Here is a 25,238-nt window from a genome sequence, read left to right on the forward strand (position 1 = left end):
CTCAATGATTTTGTTTTGAGTAGTAATGCGTTGTTCAATAAGCAGTAATAAATCTGCAATTTTCTTTTGTTCTTCTACTGATGGCAATCCGATTTTAATAGATTTGATTTGCTCAAAATTTAGCCCCTGTCTATTCCCTCCAGCTTGAAAACTTTCTATTTGTTTTTGACCATATTGAGACAGCAAAAAATTGCAAAGAAAAGAGGGTATAAGCTTTTTATTCGCACGAATAATGCAAACGTGCTGATTTACGTTACCACCCACTATCTGTTGATTTACCAAGGCGCTACGACCAATGGAAGCTCCCGTTATATTAAGAAGTACGTCATCTAACTGTAATTCTGTATTCTTTTGCCGTTGATGGGTATCTTCATCTATATATGCAATATCATCTAATATCAGATGTCCTAATCCAATATTCTGACTACGGACAAAAGGATGACCTTCAGATTTATATACAGCTTCACCTCCTCTTGGTGTCACCCCGCTACCTACTTTAGTAGTTAATTCACCTATAATACACTTTTTCCATTCCCCCGTAAACTCAGGGAATCTCAGATTTGGAACATCTCTTATTATATTTCTTTAATTATGAGAATTAATTATCAGAATTTTATGAATAACAAGACTATTAGAGAAATTGCGGTTGCCTGGAAAGAGTACAAGCGACCTTACGTGAAGCAGTCCACAATGGCTGCATATTTATTGATTTTGGAAAACCACCTCCTTCCTGCTTTTGGAGAGAATGACTCACTTCCAGAACAGAGTGTACAGAGTTTCGTATTAGAAAAGATTGAATGTGGATTGAGTGTTAAATCAATTAAAGACATTCTGATCGTTCTGAAAATGGTGATGAAGTTTGGAGTAAAGAATGAATGGATGAACTACTATGAGTGGGACATCAAATATCCTACAAATTCAGCGAACAAGGAACTGGAAGTATTGTCTGTTTCTAATCATAGGAAAATACTTGATCATATTCAGAGTCATTTTACGTTTACAGGGCTTGGCATTTATATAAGTCTTAGTACAGGTTTACGTATCGGTGAAATATGTGCCTTGAAATGGAATGACATCAATATAACAGAAGGTACTATAACTGTTAGCCGTACCATTGAACGTATATATATGGTTGAAGGAGAAAAGAAACATACAGAACTTGTTATCAGTTCCCCAAAAACAAGAAACTCATGCAGAGAAATCCCCATGAGCAAGGAATTGCTTGCTATAGTTAAACCACTAAAGAAGATTGTCAATGATGATTTCTACGTACTTACCAACGATGAACATCCCACAGAACCACGTACGTACCGTAACTATTATAACGGACTGATGGAAAAGCTCGGTATTCCCAAATTGAAATATCACGGTTTACGTCATAGCTTTGCAACACGCTGTATTGAGGCCGGATGCGATTATAAAACAGTGAGTGTTTTGTTAGGTCACTCTAATATTTCTACCACACTTAATCTTTATGTTCATCCTAATATGGAGCAGAAGAAACGTTGCATTACAAAAATGTTCAAATCATTAGGAAAGTAAGAGTATATTTACCTTTTATATAAGATTACAAAAAATCAGTAGATTATAAATACAAAGCCAAATGCCTTTTTCACATAGAGGCGTTTGGCTGTATTAGTAGGGGTGTATATAGGTTATACTTGTTACATAAGTTAACATTTCTTATATGCTATGGTAGGAAGTGAGCATCAGCTCACTCCATGCCAGTAAAGGTAATAAAATTCTTTTCAGTTTCATAACAGAGGGATTTCAAATCAAAATGCACAAAAATAAATGTCTGTTAAGAAGAAAGTCTAAATATAGTATCTGAAATTCTACAGATAACTATATTTAGACTTTTATTTATTTGGTCGTATATATAGAAATTACCGGCCTGGATTTATGAGGTTGATCTTTCGGTGTCTCCTGAATAGTTCCTGACTGCATAGAGTAAAGCCAAGCCTTATTCTCCTTTTGCCCTTCCACTTCAGTAGAAGACCATAACCAGCATTCACCCGGATTCAGATTAATCGGAGTTCCCCCGACTTCAGTTATACATTTATTAATCTGATGCCGAACAGAAAACAAATAATAGAGTTGCCGGACAGAAGGAATATAGGCCGATTGTCCATAACTCCACAGATCAAAAGACTTGATAGCCATTGGTGATTGGACTTCATCATTGTTGAACAAAGAATAGGTATTCTCATTTCCGTCCTCATCAGTCAATGATGCAGAAGTCCCCTGGTCAATACCGAGACTGTCGGCAAAAGCCAGCGGTTCCATATCATGAATGTAAACTGCATAACCAAGATTGTCAGCATCAGGACTACGGTTTACATGGAAAACTATGGCAACAGCTTCTTTGTCAGATTGCTTGAATTTGTCCATGGACAATATATTTCCGTCCGAACAAACTACATTGCCGACTTGAAGGGAAGATAAAAGACCGTCATCTTCTTCATGTTCACAATGACAGGAAGTGAGCAACAGCCCACTCCATGCCAGAATCGGTAATAAAAATCTTTTCAGCTTCATAACAGTGGAATTTCAAATGACCTGATAACACATTGCGCTTCCTTATCCATAATGAACCAGTATTCAGAACGGTATGGCTGTCCGTCAAAATCAGTGGCTTCATACTCTATCTTTACCTTCCAACCGCTGAACGGCTTGCGTTCCTGAATGGCTTCATCACCTGCAGGCTTCAGCTCCCCCGTAACCATCAGAGAGCGGAGTGCCGTCATGGCATCCATCTGACGCTTCATCTGCCCTGACATCCCGTGACATTCTACGTTCGGATTATCAAAATCCGTATCCTCCATAAACCTGCGGCTGATTTTCATCATGGCAATAGAAAGAGCCATCTTCTCCTTCATGGTAACATACTCACGGCCAAATACAGAATCCGGTTTGCTGATTCCGACAATCTTTACGGATTCCGGATTGTCCACCGAAGCCATCAGTGCCTTTTTGGCCATATCCTGTGCCTTATTTTCGCTGTTGTCGGAACAGCCGGTTCCCATTCCGAGCAGAACTGCCACTGCAGGCAGTATCAGTAGTTTCTTTCCCTGTTTCATATCTTTACGATTTGAAGTTTGTCCGGAGCAAGACCGAGGCGTTTGCGGTAAATGGAACCGTCCTCCCGGTACATCTCCAGTTCGGATGAAGTAATGTTCTTCTCACAGAGCTCTTTCGCCTCTTCCAGTGTCAGCTGATGGCCTCCTATATTCCTCCAGATGGCGAATGAACACGGTGCTTCCTGATTGCTGTAGTTGGAACAGTTGAAAGCCCTTGTTCCCACACGTACCTCGCCGCCGCAGTGCGGACACCTGCCGATAACAGACTGCATATTGACTGCACCGTCATCAGCAAGTTCCAGCACTGTCGGGAAAGTCTTTCCTTCCTTGGTGGAAAAGCCGTCCAGAAGGATACGGCGTTTCTCTAAAAATTCAGCAATCTCCCCGTCATTCATTTTCCGGTTGCCGATGATGGCATTGATGTTGAGCATACATGAAGGATGCTCACCTGTGTTGTTCTCGCAGCGATAGCCCTTGCATGTCTTCACCACGTTGCCGCCGCAGAACGGACAGCGTCCTATAATCTTCTTTTCTGAATCCATATTCCTGATAAATTACAATGTTTGAATTAATTGAATGAGAACCCCTGGTTCCAGTCCGCAACGATTCCTCCTATGATGTTCTTGCCGGACATCACGTTTGCCCATCCTTCCGGGTCAAGAGAGAACCAGAGGTCGTTCCATGAGAGTGTGCGTACCTGCCATGCCAGGATAAAGAGGTCGGTATTAACAGCCTCCAGTCTGGTCAGTACCTCGTTTGCTATGTAGTACCGCTCGGAAGAACTGAGCAGGTTTACCTTGTGCTTCTCCTTGCCTCCGTCAGAACCGCCTGTATCATAGCTTCCGGAAGTCACCAGCTGCTTCATGAACGGATAAAGCGCAGCCATCTGGGTTGCGGCATCAGCCAGCTCGTCCGAGACGATTGCAGCAATGGCCGTTCCCTTCAGGTTACTGCCGACCGATTTGAGCAGCAGGCTGCAGTTCTGAGGTATCTCCGTGGCCACCAGTTCCCCGGCACGCTTAATCTGATAGAGATTCTGCATGGCACCCTGTGCATTGGAAAGATATTCCAGCATCTTGTTCTCCACACTGTGTACCCTGTCGAGAGCGACCGTTACGGCAGTCTCGGCAGCAATGATTTTCTCATGAGCCTTCTGACGTTTGTCATAGATATTCTTCAGAGTGGAAGTCTGTGCAAAGACAGCCCCCGTCAGAGTCGGGTCTGTCTGTTGTGCAAAAGTGTCTGTACCTTTCAGCAGAAAAACCGCCAAAGCAGTCACTACCGTTATTCTTAACTTGATTTTGTCCATATCATTCAGATTTTACGTCCTTTATTCCTTTGTTCGCTCAGATTCTGTTCACGTTCCTCTTTGTGTGGTGAAATCACCGGCTCCATCGGCCTGTTCAGCAGACAGTCGTTCCAGTCCTTGAAAACCTTCGGAGGAAGCCACTGTCCCATACGGTAGCGGATGTTCAGCTGTCTGGCAACCTGAGCCAGTAGGGGACGCTCCATGTCAGGCTCGAATACCTTTCCTTTCGCTTCAATCCGGATGCCGCCGTCAGTCCTGCTTATCTTCATCTGAATACCTTCCTGCAGAGCCATCATGCGCAGTCCGTATATCCTTCCGGCCAGGTCGTTGTCAAAACAGTCGAAGGCACGTGCATTGGGAAAGCGTTCCATAACTCCGGTTATCTGCCTGTCGGAAAATGTGCCGCCCAATGAAACCAGAGCCGCACTGTCCCCAATCTGTATCCGATTCATCTGGTAGAAGGCCATGGCATCAAAAGCTGATTCACAGAAAAACACGCTTCTTACATTGTCCGGACTGATACCCGAAGGAACAGCCACCCATGCCGAAGATGACGAATCCGTACCGGCAGCCTTTGACTTGTAGCCGCCATGTCCTCTGATTTCATACCCTCTGACTTCATTTCCCTTTCCGTCAGTATATGGGAATCCGATATTGTAGCCTTCAAACTTCCCGTTGTTCCTGTCCCTTATAAGGGAAATAAAGGGTGAAAGAACCGTAACTGTCGCTTTGGACAGTCCGCGCCGGAAGAACAGTCCCGGTATTTCACCTGTATCAACCGGCTTCACCTCATATCTGGAAGCGTCAAACACACCGCATGATTTTCCCGCCGATTTAACATACTCCCTGTCCTCCCTGTATTCCGGTTCCGGCATGTTGGCAAAGCGTGCCATGACCTTGGCTATCTTCTGCCATTCATCCTTTCCCGAAACGGTAAAGGAAGACAGATTCTCACGTATGAGTGTCACCACATCGCCCTTGGAACCGTCACGGCGGAAGAAGGTCTGTGCCGCCTTGTCGTTCGGATGGCTGACAATCAGCGTATCCCTTTTGTTACCGCCTTCACCGAGTACCAGCTCGATATAACGTCCGACACCGGCCTTCCTGTCCAGACGGTATCCCAGGGCGTATGCAATGTCATCAATCCCCACACGGGATTTCATTTCCCTGAAATTAACCTTGTAGTCACTCATGCTTTCCGATTTAAGATGTCATACAGAATTTCATATACCAAGTCCTGTACCGGCATTCCGGTTTCTGCCCATCATAGTAATCTCCGGTTCGTATGTCTTCCGTGCCGTCATGTTCAGGAAAGCCTCCTTGTCCTTCCAGTCCGTAAGCTGGAAGAATGTTCTGGCCGTTTCCTTGGAAACCTTCTTCAGCCCCAGCTCTACACCATCGTATGACGCACGGATGGCATAGTCTCCGGAACGGGTCTTGACAATAGCTGCATTCTTGAAAGGCATCTCCTCGTCCGCACTAACAGGAGTCAGCGGGTCATTCTTTGCCAGATAAGGCTGCTCGCCGAGAGCCAGACGTTGTTTGTCCACATGGTCAAGAATCAGGTCGGAAGCCTTGTTCACGTCAGCCATGACTGATACTATAAACTTCGGTTCCTGTTTCAGTACACCAATCCACGAGTCCAGATAAGCAGCCGAGTTGTCCGTTATTCTGGAATCAAAGCCCATGGAATGGCTGATCATGGCAGCCGTAAGTTCCGCCACCAGCTCCTCCTTGGCATATTTCGGGTCACCGAACCTGCCGCCCATCTCCCTGTTCAGACGCTCAGGTGTCATGGTGGAGTGAGTCATTTCATGGAGCATGGTAGAATAATACTCCATTCCACCACGGTAGGTTTCTTCCAGGGAATCACCGATATTGAACTGCGCTTTCATGGGCAGCACCACAATATCCTTTGAGGGAGAATAATAGGCACCGTTCTCACGCTTGTCGGCACATATCGGACAAAGCCACTGTTGCGTCTCCACCATACGGTCGAGTGCGGCATGTGTGTACATACCTTCCGTATCCCGAAGTTCCGGAACCTTGAATCTGTCCATGAGCTTCTGCATCCTCTCCGGCTGTACTTCTGCCAGATTGGTCTGCGCCACATTGTACACCGGGAATGACTTGATGAAAGGAATGACATCCATATTCTTCTTCTCTTCCTTGCTCATTGCACGGTATTCCTCCGTGCTTATCCTCTTGCCGTGACTGTCTTTTATCATCATATCCCAGTACACCACCGGGAAGGCCTTTTCACCCTTCAGGACATGAGCCTTCAGATTATGCGCCTGCTTGAAGGTCAGATATACCGGAAGCTGGTAGTTCATGGCTGCGGTATGCATCTGAAGAAAGAAGGAATTGGAACCTGAATAGTTGCGGCCACCCACATTCTGCGGCAGTCCGGCATAACCCGATGCGCCGCCAATCCATCCCTGTTTCCATCCGGTATCCTTCATCTGCTGCATACGCTCAATCATCATTGCAGCGAAGCGGTCTATGGCCGCCTGTCCGCTGTTTCCCTGAGAGTCAGTTCCAGATGCCATAGCTGTCGTCATCCATTACCTGACGGTCCATCTGCTCGATGTCCGTCTGTTCCACATAGAACTCGGCCGATTCATCCGAAGGGTCAGTACCGTGTGAACGGCACCACTCCAGATAATCATCTGCATTCTCACTGTCCATAACAAAGCGGAGGAAACCTATCTTGCCCTCCTGCAGAAGCTCCACAAGCTCCTCATGATTCATTTTAGCTGACATATAACTTGTATTTTATTTTTCTGATTATGTTACATTTTCATAGAAGCCGTTTTCTCCACCTTTGCGGTATTGGCTGCAAGCATACCGGTTATTTCCGTATTCAGATATTTGGCCGCAATCTGTTCCCTTGTGGCTGTCTTGGTCTTGAAAAGCGAATAACCGTCATCAAAGGAGATTTCATGCCGGGAAGTCTGTCCCTTTTCTCCGAGGTCAACCGACACCTTCCATTTGTTGTCGTTCCTGTCCTTGGCCACACGCACACCCTTGGGGTCAACACCTTCAGGAAGCTGATACTTCTCGTATGCGGATTTCAGATGCAGACGTTCCCCGAAGTTCTTCTCAATAAGCTGGTTTGGAGTGGCCACCCTGTCGAAGTAGGCATTCAGGTCCTGGCGTGAAGCCACGGCAGACATGTTCGTATCCCCAACCTGAACATAGAACTTGTATTTCCCAAAGTCAGGACGCTGCTCGTTTTTCTCCTTATAGACATTGAACTTGTTAACGGTTATGGAACCGTCCGGTCCTGCAATCTCCATTGGCATACGGAAGGCTTCCTCAGAAACCTTTGGCATCAGCTTTGTCGGATAGTAGCGTTCCATGAGTTGCGGTACAGTCATTTCCTTGTTCTGATAGGCAGCAAGGTCTGCTGCATCCATCTTCTGCGGCTTGAGCTGCTGTCCGTCAATCTTTGCGGTAAAGTACCATTCGGCAGGATTCGTGGTACTCTGGTAGGCATGGCCGTGAGTAACCTTCTCACCGTTGGCAGTCACCATCTGCGGCTCACGGGGCTTTCGTTCCTGGGCTGTCTCCGTTTTCTGTTCGTCCTTCTTTTCGGTCTTTACCTCATTATCCGTCCCGGTCTCAGCTTTGGTTTCAGCTTTGGCTTTCGACTTCTTTTCCCTTGCTGGTTTTACATCAACAGTGTTCTCCACTGTTCTGTCAGGAGCTTCCTGCATACCCTGTTCCTTTTTCTTCTTTCCCATATCTGTATTGTTTTGAATGGTTCTGTCATTATTCTCAGCCTTGTCCTGTCCGGTCTTCTTCAAAGAACTGTCCAGTGCATCACAGATTGCAACCCTTATTCCGGAACGTATCAGTCTGGGCAGATAAACGTCAAGTGCTGATTGAGGGAATGATGCAACCTTTACAGGTCTCTTGTAGTCAGGCAGCATCCTGTCTGTAATCTCGATGGCAAGCACTGCGGCAGCCTTTACGGCATCCTGCTTATAGAGTTCATAGAAACTGTTCCGTCTGAACAGCAGCATGGCATCCGGATGCTTCTTCTTCAGTTCGTTGAACTGCCGGATGATACCGTTATTATTATCTGAATCTGTCTTTTTGGCCATAGAAATCAGTATTAAAGTTTAAGGCAGTTTGCTTTTGTTTCCTTTCTGGATGGAGAGAGGGAAATGGCACGCTCCACGGTCTGTTTGTCTACCACCTTCTGATACTCCCATCGGTTCTTGTCAGTCATGACAAGGCCGAGGTATTCAGGATGAATCTCGTCATAGCGGAGCTTCTGCTGCCTTTCCCATTCCTTCATGTCACCCTTGATAAGCCTGAATCCCTGCTGCTCCTTCAGGTCAATGCCGACTGAAACCTTCTCGCCGCCCACATTCAGCTCAACCGGTTTTCCCTCCCGTACCTGCTGCTTCTGCTGCATACCCAGTTCAATGTCGTTTACCTTCTCCATGTCCTTCAGACGCTGCTCCAGCTTGATGTCTGTAACACGTCTGTGAATGACGGATTTCGTTTCCGGATCAAGCTGGAGATACTGCTGAGTCTTTTCACCGTTTACGTTGACCGCCTTCTGTATTACCTCACCTCTGGCCAGGCGTTCAGCCTCCTGCTGAGTGAGATTGAGAACCTTGTTGCGTTCCCGGTCCAGTTCGGCACGTACCGGATAAGCTATAAGAGCCGGAGCACCGTTCTTGTCTGTAGTCATCTGTAGCTTCATCGGCATGGTAATGATGCTGCCGTTCCTTGCGTTGATGGATACCTGCATGATGGGAGTCACTTCACCTGCCATCAGCTTCTCCTTCACTTCCATGGGTAAGCTGTCCGCTTTTTCACGGTCGATACCCAGTATTGCCAGTTTCTCGTATGGCAATAAATCGGACTGATTTCTGTTGTGCATTTCCATATTACTGTAATTAAGCTGTTATATTTGCGGTTCTAACCGCCTGAATGCCACAAATGTATTTACGGCAATCCCCTGAAAAAGAAATGCGCAACACTATTCTGATTTCACTGCTTCTGATGCTACTGCCGGTAAGCGTATCGGCACAGTTCTATACGATAACCAGAGATTCGGAAATTCTGCCTACAGAAAGACGAAAAGAGTCTTATAACCGTGCAGCAAAGGATGTTACAGAAGGGAAAAAGAATAAGATGATGGTAAAAGATACCCTGATTGTCGGGCCGGACAATCAGAAAAAATTGGAAAATATCAGCCGGAATAGTGACAGGAATGCATCCCTAAAAACAGAACTGCAAAAGAAAACAGATGATATTACTAAATCAGAAAATCATCTTCCTGAACTTACCATCCCCAACCTTTATAAAGAAATCATTAGAAACGGAATCCTATATCCCAAAATCGTATTGGCTCAGGCTATACTGGAAACCGGATGGTTCCGTTCATCGGTATGTCGAAATAAGCATAATCTTTTCGGACTTACCAATCCACGTACAGGGAAATACTATGAATTCAATCATTGGACGGAAAGTGTTCGGGCTTATTATACAAAAGTTCAATACAAATATAAAGGTGGTAACTATTTGCTTTGGCTTGATGAGATCGGTTATGCGGAAGATAAGGATTACATTACTACTCTTACAGATGTAATAATGATATTATAGATTAAAACTCAGCATTATCTATTTACTCTTGTTGAAAGTAAGGCAAAGTATAAAGTATACGGAGAAACCTTGTATTTTCAAATAGTTTTTGCTATTTTAGAGGGGAATATCATACATATGAGTAAATAAGCTATGCGTATAAAATTTTTTATTGTTGCGATATTACTTTCACTTATCGTCACCTTTGCAAAGGCTACAGGACAATCGGGTGATGTGATTCGTCTGGAAGGAGAAGAATGGGTTTTGATGGCAAAGCCGATAGGATACGACTCCCTGCTATGCAGGCGGATGGGAGATTTTCTTCCGGAAAATGTCAGTCGGTCCACTGGCAATTATAGCGGATATACCGCTTTCTGGGAGGTGCGTGACGGGTATCTTTGCCTGCAACGGGTAGAGGCGGATGTCTATGAAGAGGTCGGCAAGAAGAAATCTACACGGGTGTATGAGGTGAAGGACTTGCAGCCGATTTTTGCGGCCTATTGTCGGGCGGGGACGATTCAAGCCCGCTGGTTCAGTGGGGAACTTCGGGCCGGAAAAGGTGATTTGGTGAGATACGTGCATGACGGTTTCGACCGTAACATGGAAACGGAGCAGGTACTGACCGTCCGGAACGGTAAAGTGCTGGAAACGCAGACTTATCATAATTACCGGAGAGCCGGACTGAATCTGGCAAAGGCATATGGGGAGATTGTGCGTCGGTTTCCTTGGGAGCGGTTTCCTGAATACCGTGGAGAACGGTTCCTTTTTTCGCTAAGTGATTTTCAGACGACGGAGGACGGTCACTTCGTAGACTGTGACGTACGTTTCATTTTTCTGCGTACTTCGCGAAAAATGATAAACGACGGAAATCACCCGCTGGCTCTTGCCCTCAAAGAAACACTGAAATCCATTTATCCATGGGAGGTGCTTTTTATCAACGGGAAGTACACTATGGAATATCGGAGTTTTACTATGCCTTTGAGGGGGGATATAACGCATAATAAGGGTGATTCTGCAAAATACACGATTGTGGGTCGGGTGTATGGTGAATCTGTCCGTCAACGTCCTCCTTATGATGTAGTACATGATGTACTGGTAGGCTCCAATTTGAGCATAGCTGAACAACCGTTTCAAGGATGGCTGACAGATTCTACCGGCTGCTTCCGGATAAAGGGACTGGAGACCGGAACTTATCATCTGAAAGCGGAATATGTGGGACCGGCTCCTTGTGATACGGTAATAACTCTCCCTTCGCAGCATAATGACACGCTGCGTATGGTGCTTCCTTTATGGTATGATTATATTTTGAAATATGACTGTTCGCCGGAGTTGTCGAAAGAAAACATCCTCAATGGACATCCCAAGTTGCGTCTGGTAATACCGGAAAAGCATGAACAGAAAATCCGAACACACTTTTTCTGGAAAAAGTACGGCGTGGGTTATGACGTTTTTTATCCATTGAAGAAAGATGGAACACTGGACTGTTATCTAGGTGTTCCCAATCATCTGCTGACGGCTTATAATCAGGTGGTTTTTGATTATCTGGATAAGAAGTTTGGCACTTCATGGCGCAAGGAGGCTCCGAAAGGAATATTTGGTCTGGATAAATCTTTAGATGAATTTCGTGACTATAAATGGTTTATTAAAACCTTACATAAGGAAAGCAAATATCCGGTAAAGTTGCTGAGCAAGGGAAAAGAGTGTCTGCTTCGCATTGAATATGCAGTGGACAGTAACGGATATATCGTGCAACCGAAAATCATTTCTTGCAGCAACCGCTCGTTTCGGAAAGCAGCATTGGACACTTTTAAAAAAGTGATGAATGTCCCTACTTTATTGAAGGCAGGTAAAGATACACTTGTAATTCAATATAAACTGGACTCTTCTACTATTGTTAATCCGGAAGCTGATGTGCTGGTTATCGGCTATACATCGTGGGATAAACCAGTGCTGATGAAATAGATATTTTTAATCAAAATAGAATGTGTAGGACATGAAAAGCAAATATATTTATTTCGTGACGATAATGGCAATATGCGGACTGGGATGCAATCGCACGGCATCAAAAAAACAGGTTGTACAGATTGGACCTGCCGATGCACAATGCCTGAACTGTGATACGTTAGGGACTACTGTGCGGATGAATATGATACAGAACCATTATCCGCTTGATACGAAGAATGTGTATTCTATCCTATTGAATCCTAAGCGTAAGTCGCTGATTTTTGGTGGTGACTGGACATTGCAGAAATGGGAAAACGGCTCGTGGATAGGTGCAAAGATGAATGGAATGTATGGCTTTGGAGATGTAGGTATGCAGTTAAACTTTGCTCCTGATTATTATTGTTTTAGTTATCCTGTCAGTTGCTATGGAATTACATCCGGAAAATATCGGATTATTCAATCATTTCATGACGGGAGGGAAGAAATTACAGTAAGTGCCGAGTTCTGGATAGACAAATAACGGAAAATTGTTTCACGGAAAAATCGATAATACAATGAGAAGAAAAGGACTATATTTACCGGCTTGCGTTTTCTTGCTGATGGTAGGCTGCATCAGTAATGCGGAACAAAAGAAAGCGGAAGCCTCAGAAGTCGTACCTTATGTGCCTGTTCCTAACCAGGCTGAAGGTCATAAAGTTATTGATGCCTTGAGTAAGGCTTACGGTGATGATCCGAACAGCATCGGAGATTTTATCGGGAGTCCCCGTTGTCCGGATTTTCTAGAGGGACATTATTTTGACGGAAACACACTGGTCCTTCAGGTACGGGGTGATACGCTGCGGGCACGGAAGATACTGGAAGAGGTGTCGAGAAGCAAGGCTTTCCGTATCGAAATGATGACCGACAGTATTTTCTCAGAAAAACAGCTTAAAGATTTATTGGATGAACTGAACAGACGGTATAATGCTTTGCCGGAAGGTAAATTGAAAGCTAATATGATGATGTGGGGAAGTACGCTCCATTTCATTGAAGTGACCTTTATCCGTAACACTCCGGAAGCCCGTGCGGAATTCCGCAGGTTGCTGATGGATTCGCCTGCCATTCGTTTTTCTGGTCCGGAAGAGCCCGTTCGGAATAATGTCACTGGTGTGTCCGAAGCGCACGGTATTTGCCTGTATCCGGAATACACTGTTTATGCTGATACGGCTTCCACTGCTTCATTCATTCTCATGAACGGAAGTAATGAGGCGATTACTTGTGGAGAGCATTATTTCATTACTTACGAAGGGAAAGATGGTCAATGGTATGAACTGCCTATTAATACATTTGCAGTGGATATTGCCTATTATGTTACTCCTGGTTCATCACGTCAGTTTGTTGCGAGATTGTATCCAGAAGTCAATGGGAATGCATCGGGACGCTACCGATTCTTCTATGAGGTGTCTTTGGAGTCAAGAGAAAATATCCGGATGATGGCAGAATTTCGTCTGACGGACAATTACGAGAAAGCCAAACGGGCTGAAAAAACTCCGATACCAAAAACGACAGTAAAGAATTATGTGGAGGCTCCAAAGGAAGATGAGCAAACAGTTTATCAGGTAGTGGAGGAGATGCCAGAGTTTCCCGGTGGTATGCCTGCTTTAATGGAGTTTATCCGGAAAAACCTGCGGCATGACAAGGCTGAAAAGAATGAGCGTGTCATCATTCAAATAGTAGTAGATAAGAAGGGAAATGCCACTAACCCTGTGGTGTTGCGGAGTACAAATCCGGCGTTGGATGAAGAAGCCTTACGCATCGTTAGTCTGATGCCGAAATGGAAACCGGGCAGACAAGCCGGGAAGAACCGGAACGTACAGTTTGTTTTTCCTGTTGCATTTAAACCTTCTGTGCAGAATACGAATTAAATTGAGTGTGAATAATGAACAGAAACAGATTTTTAGCTTGTTTTTTCTTATGGGGCATTCTGGTAGCAAATGGATTGCTGGCAGGTTGTATGGAAACCCATCATCAGTCGAATACATCAACTGATAAGAATACGCATTTGGCGTCAGACGATTTGATTGATATATCGGCAGAATATGATTATTATCCGTTGAAGACGACGAAAGTGGTGCTTCAAGTGACTAACCATTCTAAGGATATTTGTGGAGGCCGGCAAGCATATACTTTGGAATATTATGATGAGGACCAGAATATGTGGGAAGCCTTGCCGGTAGATACGGTTCCGGATACTCCCTTGCTCATTCCATCTGGATATAAAGGCGTGTGCCAGCTTGTTCCTTTGGATATTACTGGTTTAAAAAAACGGGTGGGTAAATACCGTATTGGTAAATGTTTTGTTAATAGTGTGAAGAAGCATTATGCGTTTTTTGAATTGGTAGATTCCAAGGGAGTGTTGGAGTTACGCAGACGAATCGATGACTATAATAGAAAAGGTGCAAACGATAAGACTGATACAGTAGCACAAAATATTCTTATGACTTATACTCAGGGCGATACTATTTTTGTAATGTTGATGAATAACGACCTCCGGTTTCAGGAAATGTTTCGTCGTAAAGTATTAAGTTATTCGTCTGTAAGTCACGGTGCTTTTCGAGGAGATATACCGTTGATTCAAGCTACTTATAGCGATACGTTGCAGATACGGATGAGGACAGAGCATCAATCTTATCCGGTTGGGACGGAAACAGTATCGGTGACGTTGACCAATCATAGTAAGAGGACTCTTTTTTTCGGCGAGGATTATGGAGTGGTCCGTAAAGAGGGCAACCAATGGATTCTTTTGAATGGTAACAATTCTTGGTTAGATATTGGAATTGGGGTTCCCTCGGGTAAGGATTACCATTTTGATGCGTGTCTTTACCCTATCTTTAATGAAAATTGTCCGGGTATTTATAAGGTATTTAAGGAGATTTCTTTTATTGGCGGGCAAAAGAAATGGTTGATGTCGGCAGAATTTGAGATTAAATAATGCGTTAAATACCCTTTTATTCTTATTAGGTGAACAGGGAAATAGAATTTTATTGTATAGCGTATGAAAACAAATGCACTTTTTCAATTGTTTGTGGCGGTGGCTTGCATGATGTGTACCGGCTGTACGGGCAAGCGAAAAGCACAATCGGATGTTGCTTTGGTAAAGGAGACTCCTCCGGCAGTACAGAGTCCGGAAGTAACGGATGACACACTTGCAGTAGAGGAACCGGATACGGAAACTTCGACAGACAATCTGCCTCGACCGGTGGCGATGGTGCTGGAACCGGTGGCACGGGATATTCCTGTTGGCCGTCCTCTTTCTGCAGATTCGCTTTCCATGCGTACGGAATATGATTATTATCCTGTAGCGACTTCCAAGGTCAAGGTCTTCATTACCAATCGTGCAAATCAGAAATATGACAGTGGGGAAAGGTATAGTCTGGTATATTACAACGAAGCACTAAAGCAATGGGAACCTCAGCCGACCAATCCGATAATCAACGATGTATTGTGGGTGTTTACGCCCGATTACCCTACGCACCGGCAGACCATTCAGTTTTATACGGACAAGAACCGTCCCGGCAGGTATCGCATTTACAAATCATTCAACCGGAATACACGTACGGCATACGCTGAGTTTGAACTCGTATCAAAGGCCCAGCATCAGAAATTGCTTGACAAAATTAACTGGTATGGAGAGAAGCATCCCAAGGACCGTGTCATAGAAAACCTGAATACTTGGGGATTCCAGGACAATGACACATTGTATATGTCGTGTATGGTGAACTCGGAGGCATTGCAGAAAGAGTTCCGGCAGAAGGTGCTGAATTATGCGGCAATCGTGGTGAACGATGGAAAAGAGGATGTGGTTACTTATTTCACCCAACCGATGTGTACGGATACTTTCGGCATCAAGATGTACACGGAGAAAGCGGTGTATCCGCTGAATACAGAATCCGTAGCGGTGAGAATCGTGAACCGGAGCGGACGGAGTATCTCAATGGGGTCGCCGTACCAGGTACTTCGGAAAGAAGGTGAAAAATGGCTGTCTTTGCCTGGAGCAACGGTTTGGACACTTGAAGAACGTTTTCTTCCATCCAATAAAATCTATCCCTTTTCAGCCAGTTTGTATCCGTCACTTCATGTGCTTACGCCCGGCATCTATCGTGTGGTGAAGGAAATGGATATTGGGGATAATTATCGCGACTGGTATTTTGCTGCGGAGTTTCGGATTGGCAACGAGGTGGAAGAGCGGGACGCAGCGGACAAGGAGCCTTCTTCAAAGCCTTTGCAGGAAGTTGTAGAGGAAAAGGATATGGATATTGCGTATGACGTGGTAGAGGAGATGCCGGAGTTTCCTGGAGGTATGTCGGCTTTGATGGATTTTATTCGGAAGAACCTGAACTATGACAAGTCGCTTGTGCCTGAAACAGTTGTAATTCCTCGGGTCATCGTGCAGTTTGTGATAGATGAAGAAGGAAACATTATTCATCCAGTGGTGCTGCGGGGACTTAATCTGGAGTTGGACGAAGAAGCCCTTCGTGTAGTGAGACTGATGCCGAAATGGAAACCGGGTCGGCAGAGTGGAAAACCTCAGAAAGTGAGGTATGCCATTCCTGTTTATTTTTCCTCGTACACAACAAACTGAAAGTTATTAAATATATGTTATTAGTATTTCATATAGAGATTGATTAGCAAAATATGAATTGGGTAAAAAGCATAGAGACCATATTTGGCTATGCTTCCCTGTACAAACCCTCTTGTACCATTATACAGATATAGAATCATGCAGGCCATTATAGCACCAATTATCCCGTAGTGCATCATCAAAACAAATGTGCAAAAAAATTGCATACCTCTACTATATGGGAAAGAGTGACCATATACATTAAAAAGATAAAATATAACGATAACAATAATCCCTCTCCATTCATAATCCACTCCAAGCCAAGAAGCGAGTCCGGCCATGCCAATTGTCCAAAAGAATCCCAGTACCAGACTACGTTGCAGAAGATTTTCAAGAACCATAAGCGTGGCCACACCCAAAGCCAGTGTAAACATCACATTATGTGTCCTGTCAGCACCATTCAGCAGATACCAGGGTATTTCACTGATTACGGCAAAGCCCAGCAGGGTAAAGAAATACCTGTACCTGCTTCTGGTATGAATAAACCCTTCCGCTATCAGGAAGGCAAATACAGGAAAAGCGATGCGCCCTACACAGCGCATCGTTTCGTATAATACGGTACCATGCTCCATCAGATAGAGAGCAATATGGTCTATCACCATGGAAATCAAAGCAATGACTTTCAGCGCACTGCCGCTAAGTCCGAATGCCGGTTTTAAGGTCAGATTCATAGGCTATATGTTTAGCTGATACCGAGAAGTTCCTTTACCATATCCTCCACTTCCTGATTCACACGCTTGAAGTTACGGTTGAGCAGGATTTCCTTCTCTTTGTCATTCTTGAACTCATAGATTTTAGGAAGAGGAACATAGTGTTTTTCCTCGTCCTTAATCTTCTTCATGTCAAAATGCGTCTTGCAGAAATACTTTGTGGTCTTGAATTCTTCCGACTGTTCGATGTCAAAATGGTCAAGCATACTGTCATCGGTAGCCGTAAAGTCACGTGCAGCCTGTCCGGCCAGCCAGCCTGTTGCCATATCCGCAATCTTGGCTGCAGGAACCAGAAAGTCCATCTTCTCAGATATTGTGGTTGATACCTTGTGGTCATTGATGGAAATGGAGCGTGAAGTCTGCTTGGCCTTTCCGAACACATCATTCTGTGCCCACTCCAGCGTTTCCTTGTTACGTGCCGCACCCATGAAGATATTACCGCAGGTGGTGATAATCTTCTGCATACCTACCTTGCCGTAGTCAGCTTCCAGCTGAGGAAGCTCCTGGAAACCTAAAGTCACGGCAACCTTGTTGGAACGAGCCGTACCGATAAGACGGTCTATCTTGTGAAAGTACAGTGTCGGAAGTTCATCCACGATGATGCTCACCGGGATGTTACCCTTTGAGTTCACCCTTGTAATCAGGCGGTTCAGTACCAGGGCATTGAGCGAGCCGATAACTTGTTCCTTTTCCGGGTCATTGGCAATCACCAGATAGCTCGGATTAGCCTTGTCAGAAATCTTCAGGTCGAAATCATCCCCGGTGAATACCCAGTACGCTTCCGGAGACACAAGACGTGCGGCATTCACACGAAGCGTACCGACCATACCTTCAAGCTGGTCATTCGCCTTATTCTCGTATGCACTCTTGAAAGGAGCCATCAGCGAAGCAATCCTGTCATCCTGCATCAGAATATTGAATACCTGGTCGTATGGTCTCCCAAGAAATGAAAGCACATGCGGCATATCCGAAAACTCTCCGGTTACGGTATCCGGTTCCACCTCATTGCCATGTTCGTCCTCATACCAGCACCTCTGAATCAGAATCTTCCTGCCGGTCCTGTCCTTATAACTGTATCCGTTCAGGTCCACAAACATACGGTCCTCGTCAGTCGATACGTCATTGCCGTTCTCATCCACGAAATCAAGGACCACATTGCCGTCCTTGTCTATGGCATTGAAGTCATCCCAGTTGCGTATGACAATCTCCAGCTTCTTTCCCTCCAGTGATATGAAACGCTTCAGTTTCCTGCCGTTCCTGAATCCTACCGGATGGAAGTTTACAAAGAAATAGATGATGGCAGCCAGGAAGTTTTCCGCAGAATTAGTGAAGAATGCTTCCGATCCGCCCTTCTTCTCTCCACCTCCCTTGTTGAGCGAGGCCAAAAGAGTAGCCGCCGTTTCAGAAGCGGCAGCCAAATCGGGGATATATTTCCGCTGAATCGGATTGATACGGTTGGAGTATTCCACATCGGTAAAATTTACTATACGGAATCCGCAGTTCTGAGGCAGTTTACCAGCTTTCCTGTTCTTACAGTACTGATAGAAAAGCGTCTGTGCAAGTGTCGGAAACTTGAAGTCATATACCATCATGGCAAATCCCTTTGCTGAATGCTGCCTGATGAACGGGTCAATGATACCGAAAGACTTACCCGAACCCGGCGTACCCAGTACAATCGTGCCACGGAACGGATTGATGATATTGATCCATCCTTTGTGCATTTTCTTTTTCCAGTAGTATATCATTGGAATGTTCACCGAATAATCATTGCTGACCAGCGTTTCAGACTGTTGGAACGATTCGTTCTCAAAGTTGAAACGGTCCTCACCAACCTTGTAGTTGTAATACTTGGCAATGCCGTCCAGTCCCTGATGTACCAGCATGGTACCGACTACCGAACAGACCGCATACATAAGCCTGTTGGCCGGAAATCCCAGCCAGCTGAACCCGAAACTCATGCCGTGGAATACAAAACAAAGCCCTACAAGTGTCAGACCGGCCAGTACCGGATAGATGACCATAGTCCTTACATTGAACTTCAGCGACTTTTCAGCTTTTGTGCCGATACAGACAATACAGATGCATATCAGTTCGGCCACCTTGCATCCCGATACGGAATTGAATACCCTGAACCGTGCCAGCAGGTCGAGTACGAACTGTGTAACCCTGTTGTCTGCCGTAACAGGCAGATTCATGATGATTTCAATAATCAGAAAGATATAGATGCAACTCCTGAAGTAGTTGTACATCTGCTGCTGTTCCCTTGTCTCTTCAAATGCCATACGCTCTAAATGTATATGAATTTGCTAAAATGGAACCTTTATACCCAACAGCAGACCGTTGCGGAAGGTATCCCCATGCAGGAAGTTCACATTGTTCTTCTGTATGACAGAGAACTCCAGTCCGCTGCGGAACACATAGCTGTATTCAAATCCGGCCTCCAGTCCGAAGAAGAACTTCTTCTGTACCGCACCGAACTGAGGCCCCAGACGAAGGCGCATCATGCCGTTCTTGTACCGTGCCAGACGGTGCTTGTAAACCATACTGCCATCCCAGAAATATCCTTTCCAGAAATTGTGACATACCGGCTTCTGCCAGTGATTCCCGACCTCACCGTATACTTCGACCGCATTTCCGTATGAAAGCGGAAACTCATAACCCAAAGTGGCATTCAGCGTACTTGGAAAAAGGAATCCGGCATTGACGGAAACCTTTCCGGTCTGTGCCGATGTACCGATGAATGCAACCGAGCACAACAGAATGAACAGAATCTTTTTCATGGCCTATCTTTTTATGGAATGATCAATATAATAGTAGGGGTAATAGTCGGCACCGTCCAGAATATCCGAGTCGAAGCCGTCTGCATTGAGAATGTCCTCATACTCGATGGTGAGTACCACTACACGTCCGCTTATCTGGTTCTCGGAAATCTCCAGACGGAGCACCTTCTCTTCAGGGAAAGTCAGCTTCGGAATCACAAGCACGTTCCTGTAGTCCTTTTTGAACTTACGGGTGTTGTTCATGGAGAATACCGGAGTAAGCTCTATGGTCTGTGAGTTGGTTGCCTTTGTCTCCTTTTTGTCAGTAAGTTTTACCCTTATTTCCTCAATGTCGTATGCAATCCTAGTCCTGTTCTTCAGCGTATAGTCCAGAAAGAAATAGTCACCGATGGAATAGATGTTGTTGATGTATGCCCTTATTCCGTTTTTGTCTGATACAATCTGGTTGAACTTTCTTCTGCTTCCATAGACAGCCCAGGCATATCGTGCAATCTCGGCCATAGGCATGGAAACCTCCGGATTGATATAGGACTGCGTCTCATTGTAGGATACATTGTAGATGGTAGAAGCACAATCCGGTGATTCGGTATAGAGAATGTCATACTGGGCAATATGACGCTCACCGATAATGGTGAGTGTACCCAGCAGTTCGTTTTCCTTGTAACCTTCCGACGATATGGAATCATTCTCCAGATAAGGCTTGATGCGGACGATATTGTCTGTACACTGGTTGCCTATAATTTTAGTAGTGGAAATATCCACCATTTTGATGTTCTCGGGCATGACAATGTGCGTAGTCACTTCTCGGTTGATGTATATCTTCTCGTTGGCCGACAGATGTACGGCTATGCCTGTGATAAGGCATATTATCAGAAAAATTCTGGTTTTCATATTGAGTAATCTTTATAGTTTATGAATGGTACTGTTATAATCGGATATAAACGCAATATTAAGTAGCGGTATATTAGCGTGCATCCTCCGAATTTATCAGATAAACAATAGTATTGTACTTGATTTTCGCCTTGTTCTTTCTGATATTGGAAGATATGGCAGAAGTTGCAGAGTTATACATATTCTGCAGTGACTGGAGTGCAATGGCCTCCGTGGAAATACCTGTACTGTAACCGTCACTGGATTCAAAACTGATATTCTGCTGTACCGTATTGGAACCTGCATCCTTCATAAAATCACGGAATGCCGATTCAGGCACATAGAAACCTTCCATACCGTCATTGTCAAATACAGAAAGCTTGACCTTGATGAACCTGTCGCCGATAAGGATACTGGTTATGGAAGCCCTGACACGCTGCTGTCCGAAACCTGTTACCGTTCCATAGAGGTAAGTTCCCTTTTTCAGCTTTGTACCGCTTACCGTCACATCGTCCAGAAGCTTGAACCGCAGACGTGTACCTTCATGCGCCTTTGTAGTCTGGTCAATCATGGCACGTATCAGCTTGTTTTCGGCAAATTCATCCGGAGCAGTAACTGTATTGAACCTGTCGGCATTGGTGTCATCAGACTTGATTACCAGACTCGGACGGTTGCGTTCCCTTTCCTCCTGACGTACTCTGGCTATGGAATCAGCCCTGTGCTTTCTTTCCGCTTCCTCTGCTTCCGGGTCTTTGATACCCAGTCCGCTTTCAATGGCCTTCTGCCGTTCATAGCTCCTTCGCTGAATCTCTTCAAGGTCACGTGCAAACTCATCCTGTGAGGAATAGCCCATACCTCCGTAACCCGTTTCACTGTTTCCCGAAGGACCGTTCCCGTAAGCATATGCATTGATATGCTTTCTTGATTCGGCAAGGGAACGCTCCAGTTCTTCAAGTTCCCTCTGCTGTCGCTGTCTTTCAGCTTCGGCTGCATCCAGACGGTTCAGCTCTTCCTCGCTGTAGCCGTGTTCCAGTTCCTCCTTCTTCTGCTCTTCCTCCCCGATACCGCTTACGGCTGTGAAGGCATCCTCGTCACCGAAACGTCTGGACATCTCATACATCTTGTCTCCGGCTTCCTCGGCATTGGCCTGGGGAAGCTCCATGTTGATACGGTCTGTAGCTACCGTTCCGGCAGTCTCCTCACCACCGGAGAAGGTCTGCATCACAAAGTATACCAGTGCGCACAGCGGAACGAATATGACCAGCGGAAAGATATACTTGGGCTGTTTGAAATTAATCTTAATCATGGGTTATCATTGTTTTTAATGGATTTGACTATATTTTCCAGCTGCCGGTATTTGAGGATGATCCGCAAGGAATCCTCACGGCTCTTTACAGGTATGGCAATCATGGAGTCCAGTTCATGACGCAGTAACTGTCCCTTCACCGTCATGTCCGTCAATACACTGCGGTGAATGTCCTTGTTTGCCTGGATGGTACGGAATCCCTGAAACACCGGTTCCATTGCGGCTATCGAACTGACATCCGGCTCACTCTGTTTCCCGTTGCCGGAATCTATGGCAACGGTACTGACAAGCAGTAGAAGCAGTGTCCCTGCTACACCTGCGAATGTCGTTTTCGGATGTTTAGCCGCCCATCTGTTGGCCAGTCTGATTCTTGCGGCCAGACGGTATCTTGTTCCGATGACACCCAGTTTGGGCTGCAACCACGACCTGACAAGCAGTTGCGTTTTCAGACGGCTTTCCTGTATCTTTTTTCTGAATGATTTCATAATATCAGTATATCAATAGTCCAAATCCTTGTTTTCAAGAGTCCTCCAGCCGGTAATGAGCAGACCGTGCGGATTGTTCCTTGTCCTAGGTACGGACTCGATGTAACCTGTTGTCACCATCGAGCGTCTGATGTCCCTGGTCCTGCGCTTGATAAGCTGCGTACCGTAATAGGTAAACTTCCGTTCATGTTCGTCAAACTGAATGGAGTCACACATGATGGTACAGACAGCCGAAGAGGAAATGATGTCCGAGTAGAAACCGTTCTCGTCCATGGCCTGTTTCTGTTTCAGTGCAGTCCCGTCAGCCATATACATCGCTTTCCCTACTGTCCATTTGATATAGTCGTTGTCGGGCGGCAGGTTGAAGAAATACTGGTGGAACAGCTGTATGTGCGCCTTGGCCTCCATGGTGAAGTTGGCTTCCAGCCGTGCACGCTCGGCAAGAAACGGAATGTCTCCGTCAAGTACATAAATCTGCTGCCTTTCCTCGTTGACAAGGGAAATGCAGCACCAGACCGTAAAGGCACAGATGACGGTGCAGCCTCCAATTACCGCAAATACCGTCATCATGGCCAGTCTGGTTTTCTGTGCAAGTGATTCGATAAGCATATAATGAAAGATTTTAAGTTATTTGACCAATGACCTGACAGCTGAACCTGTTCCTTTCATGGCAGAACCTGCCATACTTCCGGCCATACCACCTGCAGCCGAAGTGATGCCCATTGCAGCCGAACCGGCAACGGAACCCGTACCCGAGCTTACACCTCCCGGAATCAGCCATGATGCCACTTCAGGAACGAAGCGTATGATATAGGCACCCACGAGCATACCCATGGCATACATACAGTTGGAGCCTATTCCCTGCAGTCCCAGTGCGCCGATCTGTTCCCATGAGTTTACCGAGCCGTGCAGCAGATGGTCGTATGCCACCAGGTCCTGCTGCAGGTTATAAAGAAGGATGAAGTCTATATAATAGATGCACATATAGGTAACGAATCCCCATAACGAGAGGGAAAGGAACTTGGACATCCACTGGCTCCAGGCCGAGTTCCATGGCGGTGCCAGCGAGAGAGCAAACATGATCGGACAGAATATCATCATGATGGCCATGAAAATCCTCTGTGCCACGAGCATCCCGTAATACGACATCTGGAAAATCAGTTCCCCGACAAAACGTATGACATCGTTTATCCATTCACTGACCTTCGTCTCAGCCGCCACGGCAGCCCTCTGTGCGTAGTTGTTGATGGTCGAGCCCAGATTCTCCACATTATATATAAGCTTGTCCCACCAGGCAGCATCCTGACCGATTTCGGCCACCTGCTTTGCCGTGGCTATGGAATCCTGCACGGTTCTCAACCTGTCAAGATATTCACTCTGTTTCTGTGCCACCTTCAGCTCGAAGGCAGCCACTTCCTTGTTCTTTGCCTTGGCCATAGCCCATGTAGCGGACTCCAGACTCTTTCCCGGAACCTGCAGAGCCGAGCATATCCATGAAGAGGATGAAATACACAGGGAAATGCCGATGATGCGCAACAGCTTCATGACATCCATACCACGCCTTCCGAGCATCATCATCCAGCATTCGTATGAACCGACACACAGGGCCAGACACAGACCGAGAGCCTTTGCCATTGAAACGGCATCACCGAGAACGGCCACATTGGGAAATGTCTCCATAGCTGTCAGCAGCTTTTCCAGACTTTCGTCAATGGCCGGAAGTCCTATTGTCAGCGGAATAAACAGTAGATTCATGTTTGATTTTATTATTTGTTTAATATTATTACCTGAATTGTCATCAATAATAGAGAATGTCTAATAATGTGTAGCGGCAACGGCACAAAGGTGTGCAGTCCTGTTGACCAGTTCTGCCATCCTGGATTTGGCTTCCTCGTATGCCTTCTGCCGCTTGGCGTTCTCCAGTCCATAACCGACACCGGTTTTGTGTATATAGGCTATATCCGCACAGAGTATTTCATTCTGGCGGCTCAGCTCGTCCACCTGATAGCGGAGCTTGCCGTCACTCTTCTGCATACAGTAGAGCAGTCCGTCCGTGATACAGTCCTGCATACGGTTGAACTCGTCCTTGTAAGTGGCATACATCAGGTCAACATTTCTGTCAGCCTCCCTTGCCAGTTCTTCCTTATACAGTTCCTCGATATATTTGCGCTCACTCTCCACTTTCTTGATTTTCTGCCTCTGCGTCTCTTCGGCAGTCACACGCACCGGCATGATACGTTTCACATCAGACTTGGGTTCCTTGAAACGGACACGGAATCCGGAGTTGAACCAGTCCCATTTCCAGTACATTTCCGCACCTGAGTATTTCTTATGCAGGAAAAAGTAATACCAGTCCGGAGCAAAATCCCACGGACCGTTCTCCATTGACTTCCACTGCTTCTGCTTTTCACTGTCACTGACTATGCTTTGGGCATTGGCAACAGTAACTGTACCTGAAACTGACATGCAGAACAGGCATAATAATATAAT

At 45.6% G+C, this 25,238-nt stretch carries 26 protein-coding genes; 7 read left to right on the plus strand and 19 right to left on the minus strand.

From position 1 onward, the window contains the following. On the minus strand, positions 1–579 hold a 579-nt coding region (locus tag OCV81_RS01625), incomplete at its 3' end, for a restriction endonuclease subunit S (RefSeq protein WP_317259221.1). Between the two features lie 36 nt (positions 580–615). On the opposite strand from OCV81_RS01625, the gene OCV81_RS01630 reads away from it, so the two are divergent. After that, positions 616–1,542 carry a tyrosine-type recombinase/integrase gene (locus tag OCV81_RS01630; protein ID WP_057249887.1) on the plus strand — a complete coding sequence of 309 codons (927 nt, stop codon included), beginning with the start codon at positions 616–618 and terminating at the stop codon, positions 1,540–1,542. A 321-nt stretch (positions 1,543–1,863) separates the two neighbouring features. Here the strand turns inward: OCV81_RS01630 and OCV81_RS01635 are convergent, their stop codons facing one another. From OCV81_RS01635 to OCV81_RS01675, 9 genes are read right to left on the minus strand one after another with little or no spacing between them, the layout of a single operon-like run. Beyond that, the gene (locus OCV81_RS01635) at positions 1,864–2,538 is read right to left on the minus strand and encodes a hypothetical protein (protein ID WP_057249771.1); all 675 of its coding nucleotides are present in this window, start codon (positions 2,536–2,538) and stop codon (positions 1,864–1,866) included. After that, positions 2,535–3,080 carry a hypothetical protein gene (locus OCV81_RS01640; RefSeq protein ID WP_057249770.1) on the minus strand — a complete coding sequence of 182 codons (546 nt, stop codon included), beginning with the start codon at positions 3,078–3,080 and terminating at the stop codon, positions 2,535–2,537. Before OCV81_RS01640 ends, OCV81_RS01635 begins: the two co-directional genes overlap by 4 nt. Then, the gene (locus OCV81_RS01645; protein WP_057249767.1) at positions 3,077–3,622 is read right to left on the minus strand and encodes a topoisomerase C-terminal repeat-containing protein; all 546 of its coding nucleotides are present in this window, start codon (positions 3,620–3,622) and stop codon (positions 3,077–3,079) included. The genes OCV81_RS01640 and OCV81_RS01645 overlap by 4 nt, the downstream gene beginning before the upstream one ends. Before the next feature lie 26 nt (positions 3,623–3,648). Beyond that, positions 3,649–4,389 (minus strand): hypothetical protein, encoded by a 741-nt coding sequence (locus OCV81_RS01650; RefSeq protein ID WP_057249765.1) that lies wholly within the window; start codon positions 4,387–4,389, stop codon positions 3,649–3,651. 5 nt (positions 4,390–4,394) lie between these two features. Continuing rightward, positions 4,395–5,582, minus strand: a complete 1,188-nt coding sequence (locus OCV81_RS01655; RefSeq protein WP_057249764.1) for a toprim domain-containing protein — start codon at positions 5,580–5,582, stop codon at positions 4,395–4,397. A gap of 30 nt (positions 5,583–5,612) precedes the next feature. After that, on the minus strand, positions 5,613–6,938 hold the full coding sequence (locus OCV81_RS01660) for an ArdC family protein (protein ID WP_057249762.1): 1,326 nt from the start codon (positions 6,936–6,938) through the stop codon (positions 5,613–5,615). Then, on the minus strand, positions 6,922–7,152 hold the full coding sequence (locus OCV81_RS01665; protein ID WP_005837618.1) for a hypothetical protein: 231 nt from the start codon (positions 7,150–7,152) through the stop codon (positions 6,922–6,924). The genes OCV81_RS01660 and OCV81_RS01665 overlap by 17 nt, the downstream gene beginning before the upstream one ends. Positions 7,153–7,181: 29 nt before the next feature. Beyond that, positions 7,182–8,498, minus strand: coding sequence for a MutS N-terminal domain-containing protein (locus OCV81_RS01670; protein WP_057249760.1), 1,317 nt, complete (start codon positions 8,496–8,498; stop codon positions 7,182–7,184). Positions 8,499–8,509: 11 nt separating this feature from the next. After that, positions 8,510–9,295 (minus strand): DUF4099 domain-containing protein, encoded by a 786-nt coding sequence (locus OCV81_RS01675; RefSeq protein ID WP_081023362.1) that lies wholly within the window; start codon positions 9,293–9,295, stop codon positions 8,510–8,512. Between the two features lie 83 nt (positions 9,296–9,378). On the opposite strand from OCV81_RS01675, the gene OCV81_RS01680 reads away from it, so the two are divergent. From OCV81_RS01680 to OCV81_RS01705, 6 genes are all read left to right on the plus strand, one after another. Next, on the plus strand, positions 9,379–10,014 hold the full coding sequence (locus OCV81_RS01680; RefSeq protein WP_036723701.1) for a glucosaminidase domain-containing protein: 636 nt from the start codon (positions 9,379–9,381) through the stop codon (positions 10,012–10,014). A gap of 132 nt (positions 10,015–10,146) precedes the next feature. Then, complete coding sequence (locus OCV81_RS01685) at positions 10,147–11,955, plus strand: FEKKY domain-containing protein (RefSeq protein ID WP_057249759.1); 1,809 nt, start codon at positions 10,147–10,149, stop codon at positions 11,953–11,955. A 31-nt stretch (positions 11,956–11,986) separates the two neighbouring features. Beyond that, complete coding sequence (locus tag OCV81_RS01690; RefSeq protein ID WP_057249758.1) at positions 11,987–12,457, plus strand: immunoglobulin-like domain-containing protein; 471 nt, start codon at positions 11,987–11,989, stop codon at positions 12,455–12,457. A 34-nt stretch (positions 12,458–12,491) separates the two neighbouring features. Beyond that, positions 12,492–13,841, plus strand: a complete 1,350-nt coding sequence (locus tag OCV81_RS01695; RefSeq protein WP_005649266.1) for an energy transducer TonB — start codon at positions 12,492–12,494, stop codon at positions 13,839–13,841. Between the two features lie 14 nt (positions 13,842–13,855). Next, the gene (locus OCV81_RS01700; RefSeq protein WP_260303631.1) at positions 13,856–14,908 is read left to right on the plus strand and encodes an immunoglobulin-like domain-containing protein; all 1,053 of its coding nucleotides are present in this window, start codon (positions 13,856–13,858) and stop codon (positions 14,906–14,908) included. A gap of 63 nt (positions 14,909–14,971) precedes the next feature. Continuing rightward, positions 14,972–16,558 carry an energy transducer TonB gene (locus OCV81_RS01705; RefSeq protein ID WP_057249757.1) on the plus strand — a complete coding sequence of 529 codons (1,587 nt, stop codon included), beginning with the start codon at positions 14,972–14,974 and terminating at the stop codon, positions 16,556–16,558. A 20-nt stretch (positions 16,559–16,578) separates the two neighbouring features. On the opposite strand, the gene OCV81_RS01710 is transcribed toward OCV81_RS01705, so the two are convergent. The 9 genes from OCV81_RS01710 to OCV81_RS01750 form a co-directional block, all read right to left on the minus strand. Then, the gene (locus OCV81_RS01710; RefSeq protein WP_057249755.1) at positions 16,579–17,268 is read right to left on the minus strand and encodes a TraX family protein; all 690 of its coding nucleotides are present in this window, start codon (positions 17,266–17,268) and stop codon (positions 16,579–16,581) included. A gap of 11 nt (positions 17,269–17,279) precedes the next feature. Beyond that, the gene (locus OCV81_RS01715) at positions 17,280–19,589 is read right to left on the minus strand and encodes a type IV secretory system conjugative DNA transfer family protein (protein WP_057249752.1); all 2,310 of its coding nucleotides are present in this window, start codon (positions 19,587–19,589) and stop codon (positions 17,280–17,282) included. Positions 19,590–19,613: 24 nt separating this feature from the next. Then, the gene (locus OCV81_RS01720) at positions 19,614–20,087 is read right to left on the minus strand and encodes a hypothetical protein (protein WP_057249751.1); all 474 of its coding nucleotides are present in this window, start codon (positions 20,085–20,087) and stop codon (positions 19,614–19,616) included. A 3-nt stretch (positions 20,088–20,090) separates the two neighbouring features. Further along, on the minus strand, positions 20,091–20,978 hold the full coding sequence (gene traN / locus OCV81_RS01725) for a conjugative transposon protein TraN (RefSeq protein ID WP_057249749.1): 888 nt from the start codon (positions 20,976–20,978) through the stop codon (positions 20,091–20,093). Between the two features lie 73 nt (positions 20,979–21,051). Then, positions 21,052–22,263: a conjugative transposon protein TraM gene (traM, locus tag OCV81_RS01730; RefSeq protein ID WP_057249747.1), complete on the minus strand. Its 1,212-nt coding sequence runs from the start codon at positions 22,261–22,263 to the stop codon at positions 21,052–21,054. After that, positions 22,260–22,748 carry a hypothetical protein gene (locus OCV81_RS01735; protein ID WP_057249745.1) on the minus strand — a complete coding sequence of 163 codons (489 nt, stop codon included), beginning with the start codon at positions 22,746–22,748 and terminating at the stop codon, positions 22,260–22,262. The genes traM and OCV81_RS01735 overlap by 4 nt, the downstream gene beginning before the upstream one ends. 12 nt (positions 22,749–22,760) lie before the next feature. Further along, the gene (traK, locus tag OCV81_RS01740) at positions 22,761–23,357 is read right to left on the minus strand and encodes a conjugative transposon protein TraK (protein WP_005815599.1); all 597 of its coding nucleotides are present in this window, start codon (positions 23,355–23,357) and stop codon (positions 22,761–22,763) included. A gap of 18 nt (positions 23,358–23,375) precedes the next feature. Further along, complete coding sequence (locus OCV81_RS01745) at positions 23,376–24,503, minus strand: hypothetical protein (protein ID WP_057249743.1); 1,128 nt, start codon at positions 24,501–24,503, stop codon at positions 23,376–23,378. A 60-nt stretch (positions 24,504–24,563) separates the two neighbouring features. Further along, on the minus strand, positions 24,564–25,214 hold the full coding sequence (locus tag OCV81_RS01750; RefSeq protein ID WP_370867199.1) for a DUF5045 domain-containing protein: 651 nt from the start codon (positions 25,212–25,214) through the stop codon (positions 24,564–24,566). Between the last annotated feature and the right edge of the window lie 24 nt (positions 25,215–25,238).

Source organism: Phocaeicola fibrisolvens (genome assembly GCF_025567125.1).
Classification (GTDB): domain Bacteria; phylum Bacteroidota; class Bacteroidia; order Bacteroidales; family Bacteroidaceae; genus Phocaeicola; species Phocaeicola fibrisolvens.

Bases quoted from the DNA above. Each gene is read 5' to 3' on its own strand.
- OCV81_RS01655 (WP_057249764.1), bottom strand. From the start codon at position 5,582: ATGAGTGACTACAAGGTTAATTTCAGGGAAATGAAATCCCGTGTGGGG.
- OCV81_RS01635 (WP_057249771.1), bottom strand. From the start codon at position 2,538: ATGAAGCTGAAAAGATTTTTATTACCGATTCTGGCATGGAGTGGGCTG.
- OCV81_RS01700 (WP_260303631.1), top strand. From the start codon at position 13,856: ATGAACAGAAACAGATTTTTAGCTTGTTTTTTCTTATGGGGCATTCTG.
- traN (WP_057249749.1), bottom strand. From the start codon at position 20,978: ATGAAAACCAGAATTTTTCTGATAATATGCCTTATCACAGGCATAGCC.
- OCV81_RS01705 (WP_057249757.1), top strand. From the start codon at position 14,972: ATGAAAACAAATGCACTTTTTCAATTGTTTGTGGCGGTGGCTTGCATG.
- OCV81_RS01645 (WP_057249767.1), bottom strand. From the start codon at position 3,622: ATGGATTCAGAAAAGAAGATTATAGGACGCTGTCCGTTCTGCGGCGGC.
- traM (WP_057249747.1), bottom strand. From the start codon at position 22,263: ATGATTAAGATTAATTTCAAACAGCCCAAGTATATCTTTCCGCTGGTC.
- OCV81_RS01670 (WP_057249760.1), bottom strand. From the start codon at position 8,498: ATGGCCAAAAAGACAGATTCAGATAATAATAACGGTATCATCCGGCAG.
- OCV81_RS01675 (WP_081023362.1), bottom strand. From the start codon at position 9,295: ATGGAAATGCACAACAGAAATCAGTCCGATTTATTGCCATACGAGAAA.
- OCV81_RS01735 (WP_057249745.1), bottom strand. From the start codon at position 22,748: ATGAAATCATTCAGAAAAAAGATACAGGAAAGCCGTCTGAAAACGCAA.
- OCV81_RS01640 (WP_057249770.1), bottom strand. From the start codon at position 3,080: ATGAAACAGGGAAAGAAACTACTGATACTGCCTGCAGTGGCAGTTCTG.
- OCV81_RS01710 (WP_057249755.1), bottom strand. From the start codon at position 17,268: ATGAATCTGACCTTAAAACCGGCATTCGGACTTAGCGGCAGTGCGCTG.
- OCV81_RS01720 (WP_057249751.1), bottom strand. From the start codon at position 20,087: ATGAAAAAGATTCTGTTCATTCTGTTGTGCTCGGTTGCATTCATCGGT.
- OCV81_RS01750 (WP_370867199.1), bottom strand. From the start codon at position 25,214: ATGTCAGTTTCAGGTACAGTTACTGTTGCCAATGCCCAAAGCATAGTC.
- traK (WP_005815599.1), bottom strand. From the start codon at position 23,357: ATGCTTATCGAATCACTTGCACAGAAAACCAGACTGGCCATGATGACG.
- OCV81_RS01660 (WP_057249762.1), bottom strand. From the start codon at position 6,938: ATGGCATCTGGAACTGACTCTCAGGGAAACAGCGGACAGGCGGCCATA.
- OCV81_RS01665 (WP_005837618.1), bottom strand. From the start codon at position 7,152: ATGTCAGCTAAAATGAATCATGAGGAGCTTGTGGAGCTTCTGCAGGAG.
- OCV81_RS01695 (WP_005649266.1), top strand. From the start codon at position 12,492: ATGAGAAGAAAAGGACTATATTTACCGGCTTGCGTTTTCTTGCTGATG.
- OCV81_RS01630 (WP_057249887.1), top strand. From the start codon at position 616: ATGAATAACAAGACTATTAGAGAAATTGCGGTTGCCTGGAAAGAGTAC.
- OCV81_RS01715 (WP_057249752.1), bottom strand. From the start codon at position 19,589: ATGGCATTTGAAGAGACAAGGGAACAGCAGCAGATGTACAACTACTTC.
- OCV81_RS01650 (WP_057249765.1), bottom strand. From the start codon at position 4,389: ATGGACAAAATCAAGTTAAGAATAACGGTAGTGACTGCTTTGGCGGTT.
- OCV81_RS01745 (WP_057249743.1), bottom strand. From the start codon at position 24,503: ATGAATCTACTGTTTATTCCGCTGACAATAGGACTTCCGGCCATTGAC.
- OCV81_RS01685 (WP_057249759.1), top strand. From the start codon at position 10,147: ATGCGTATAAAATTTTTTATTGTTGCGATATTACTTTCACTTATCGTC.
- OCV81_RS01690 (WP_057249758.1), top strand. From the start codon at position 11,987: ATGAAAAGCAAATATATTTATTTCGTGACGATAATGGCAATATGCGGA.
- OCV81_RS01680 (WP_036723701.1), top strand. From the start codon at position 9,379: ATGCGCAACACTATTCTGATTTCACTGCTTCTGATGCTACTGCCGGTA.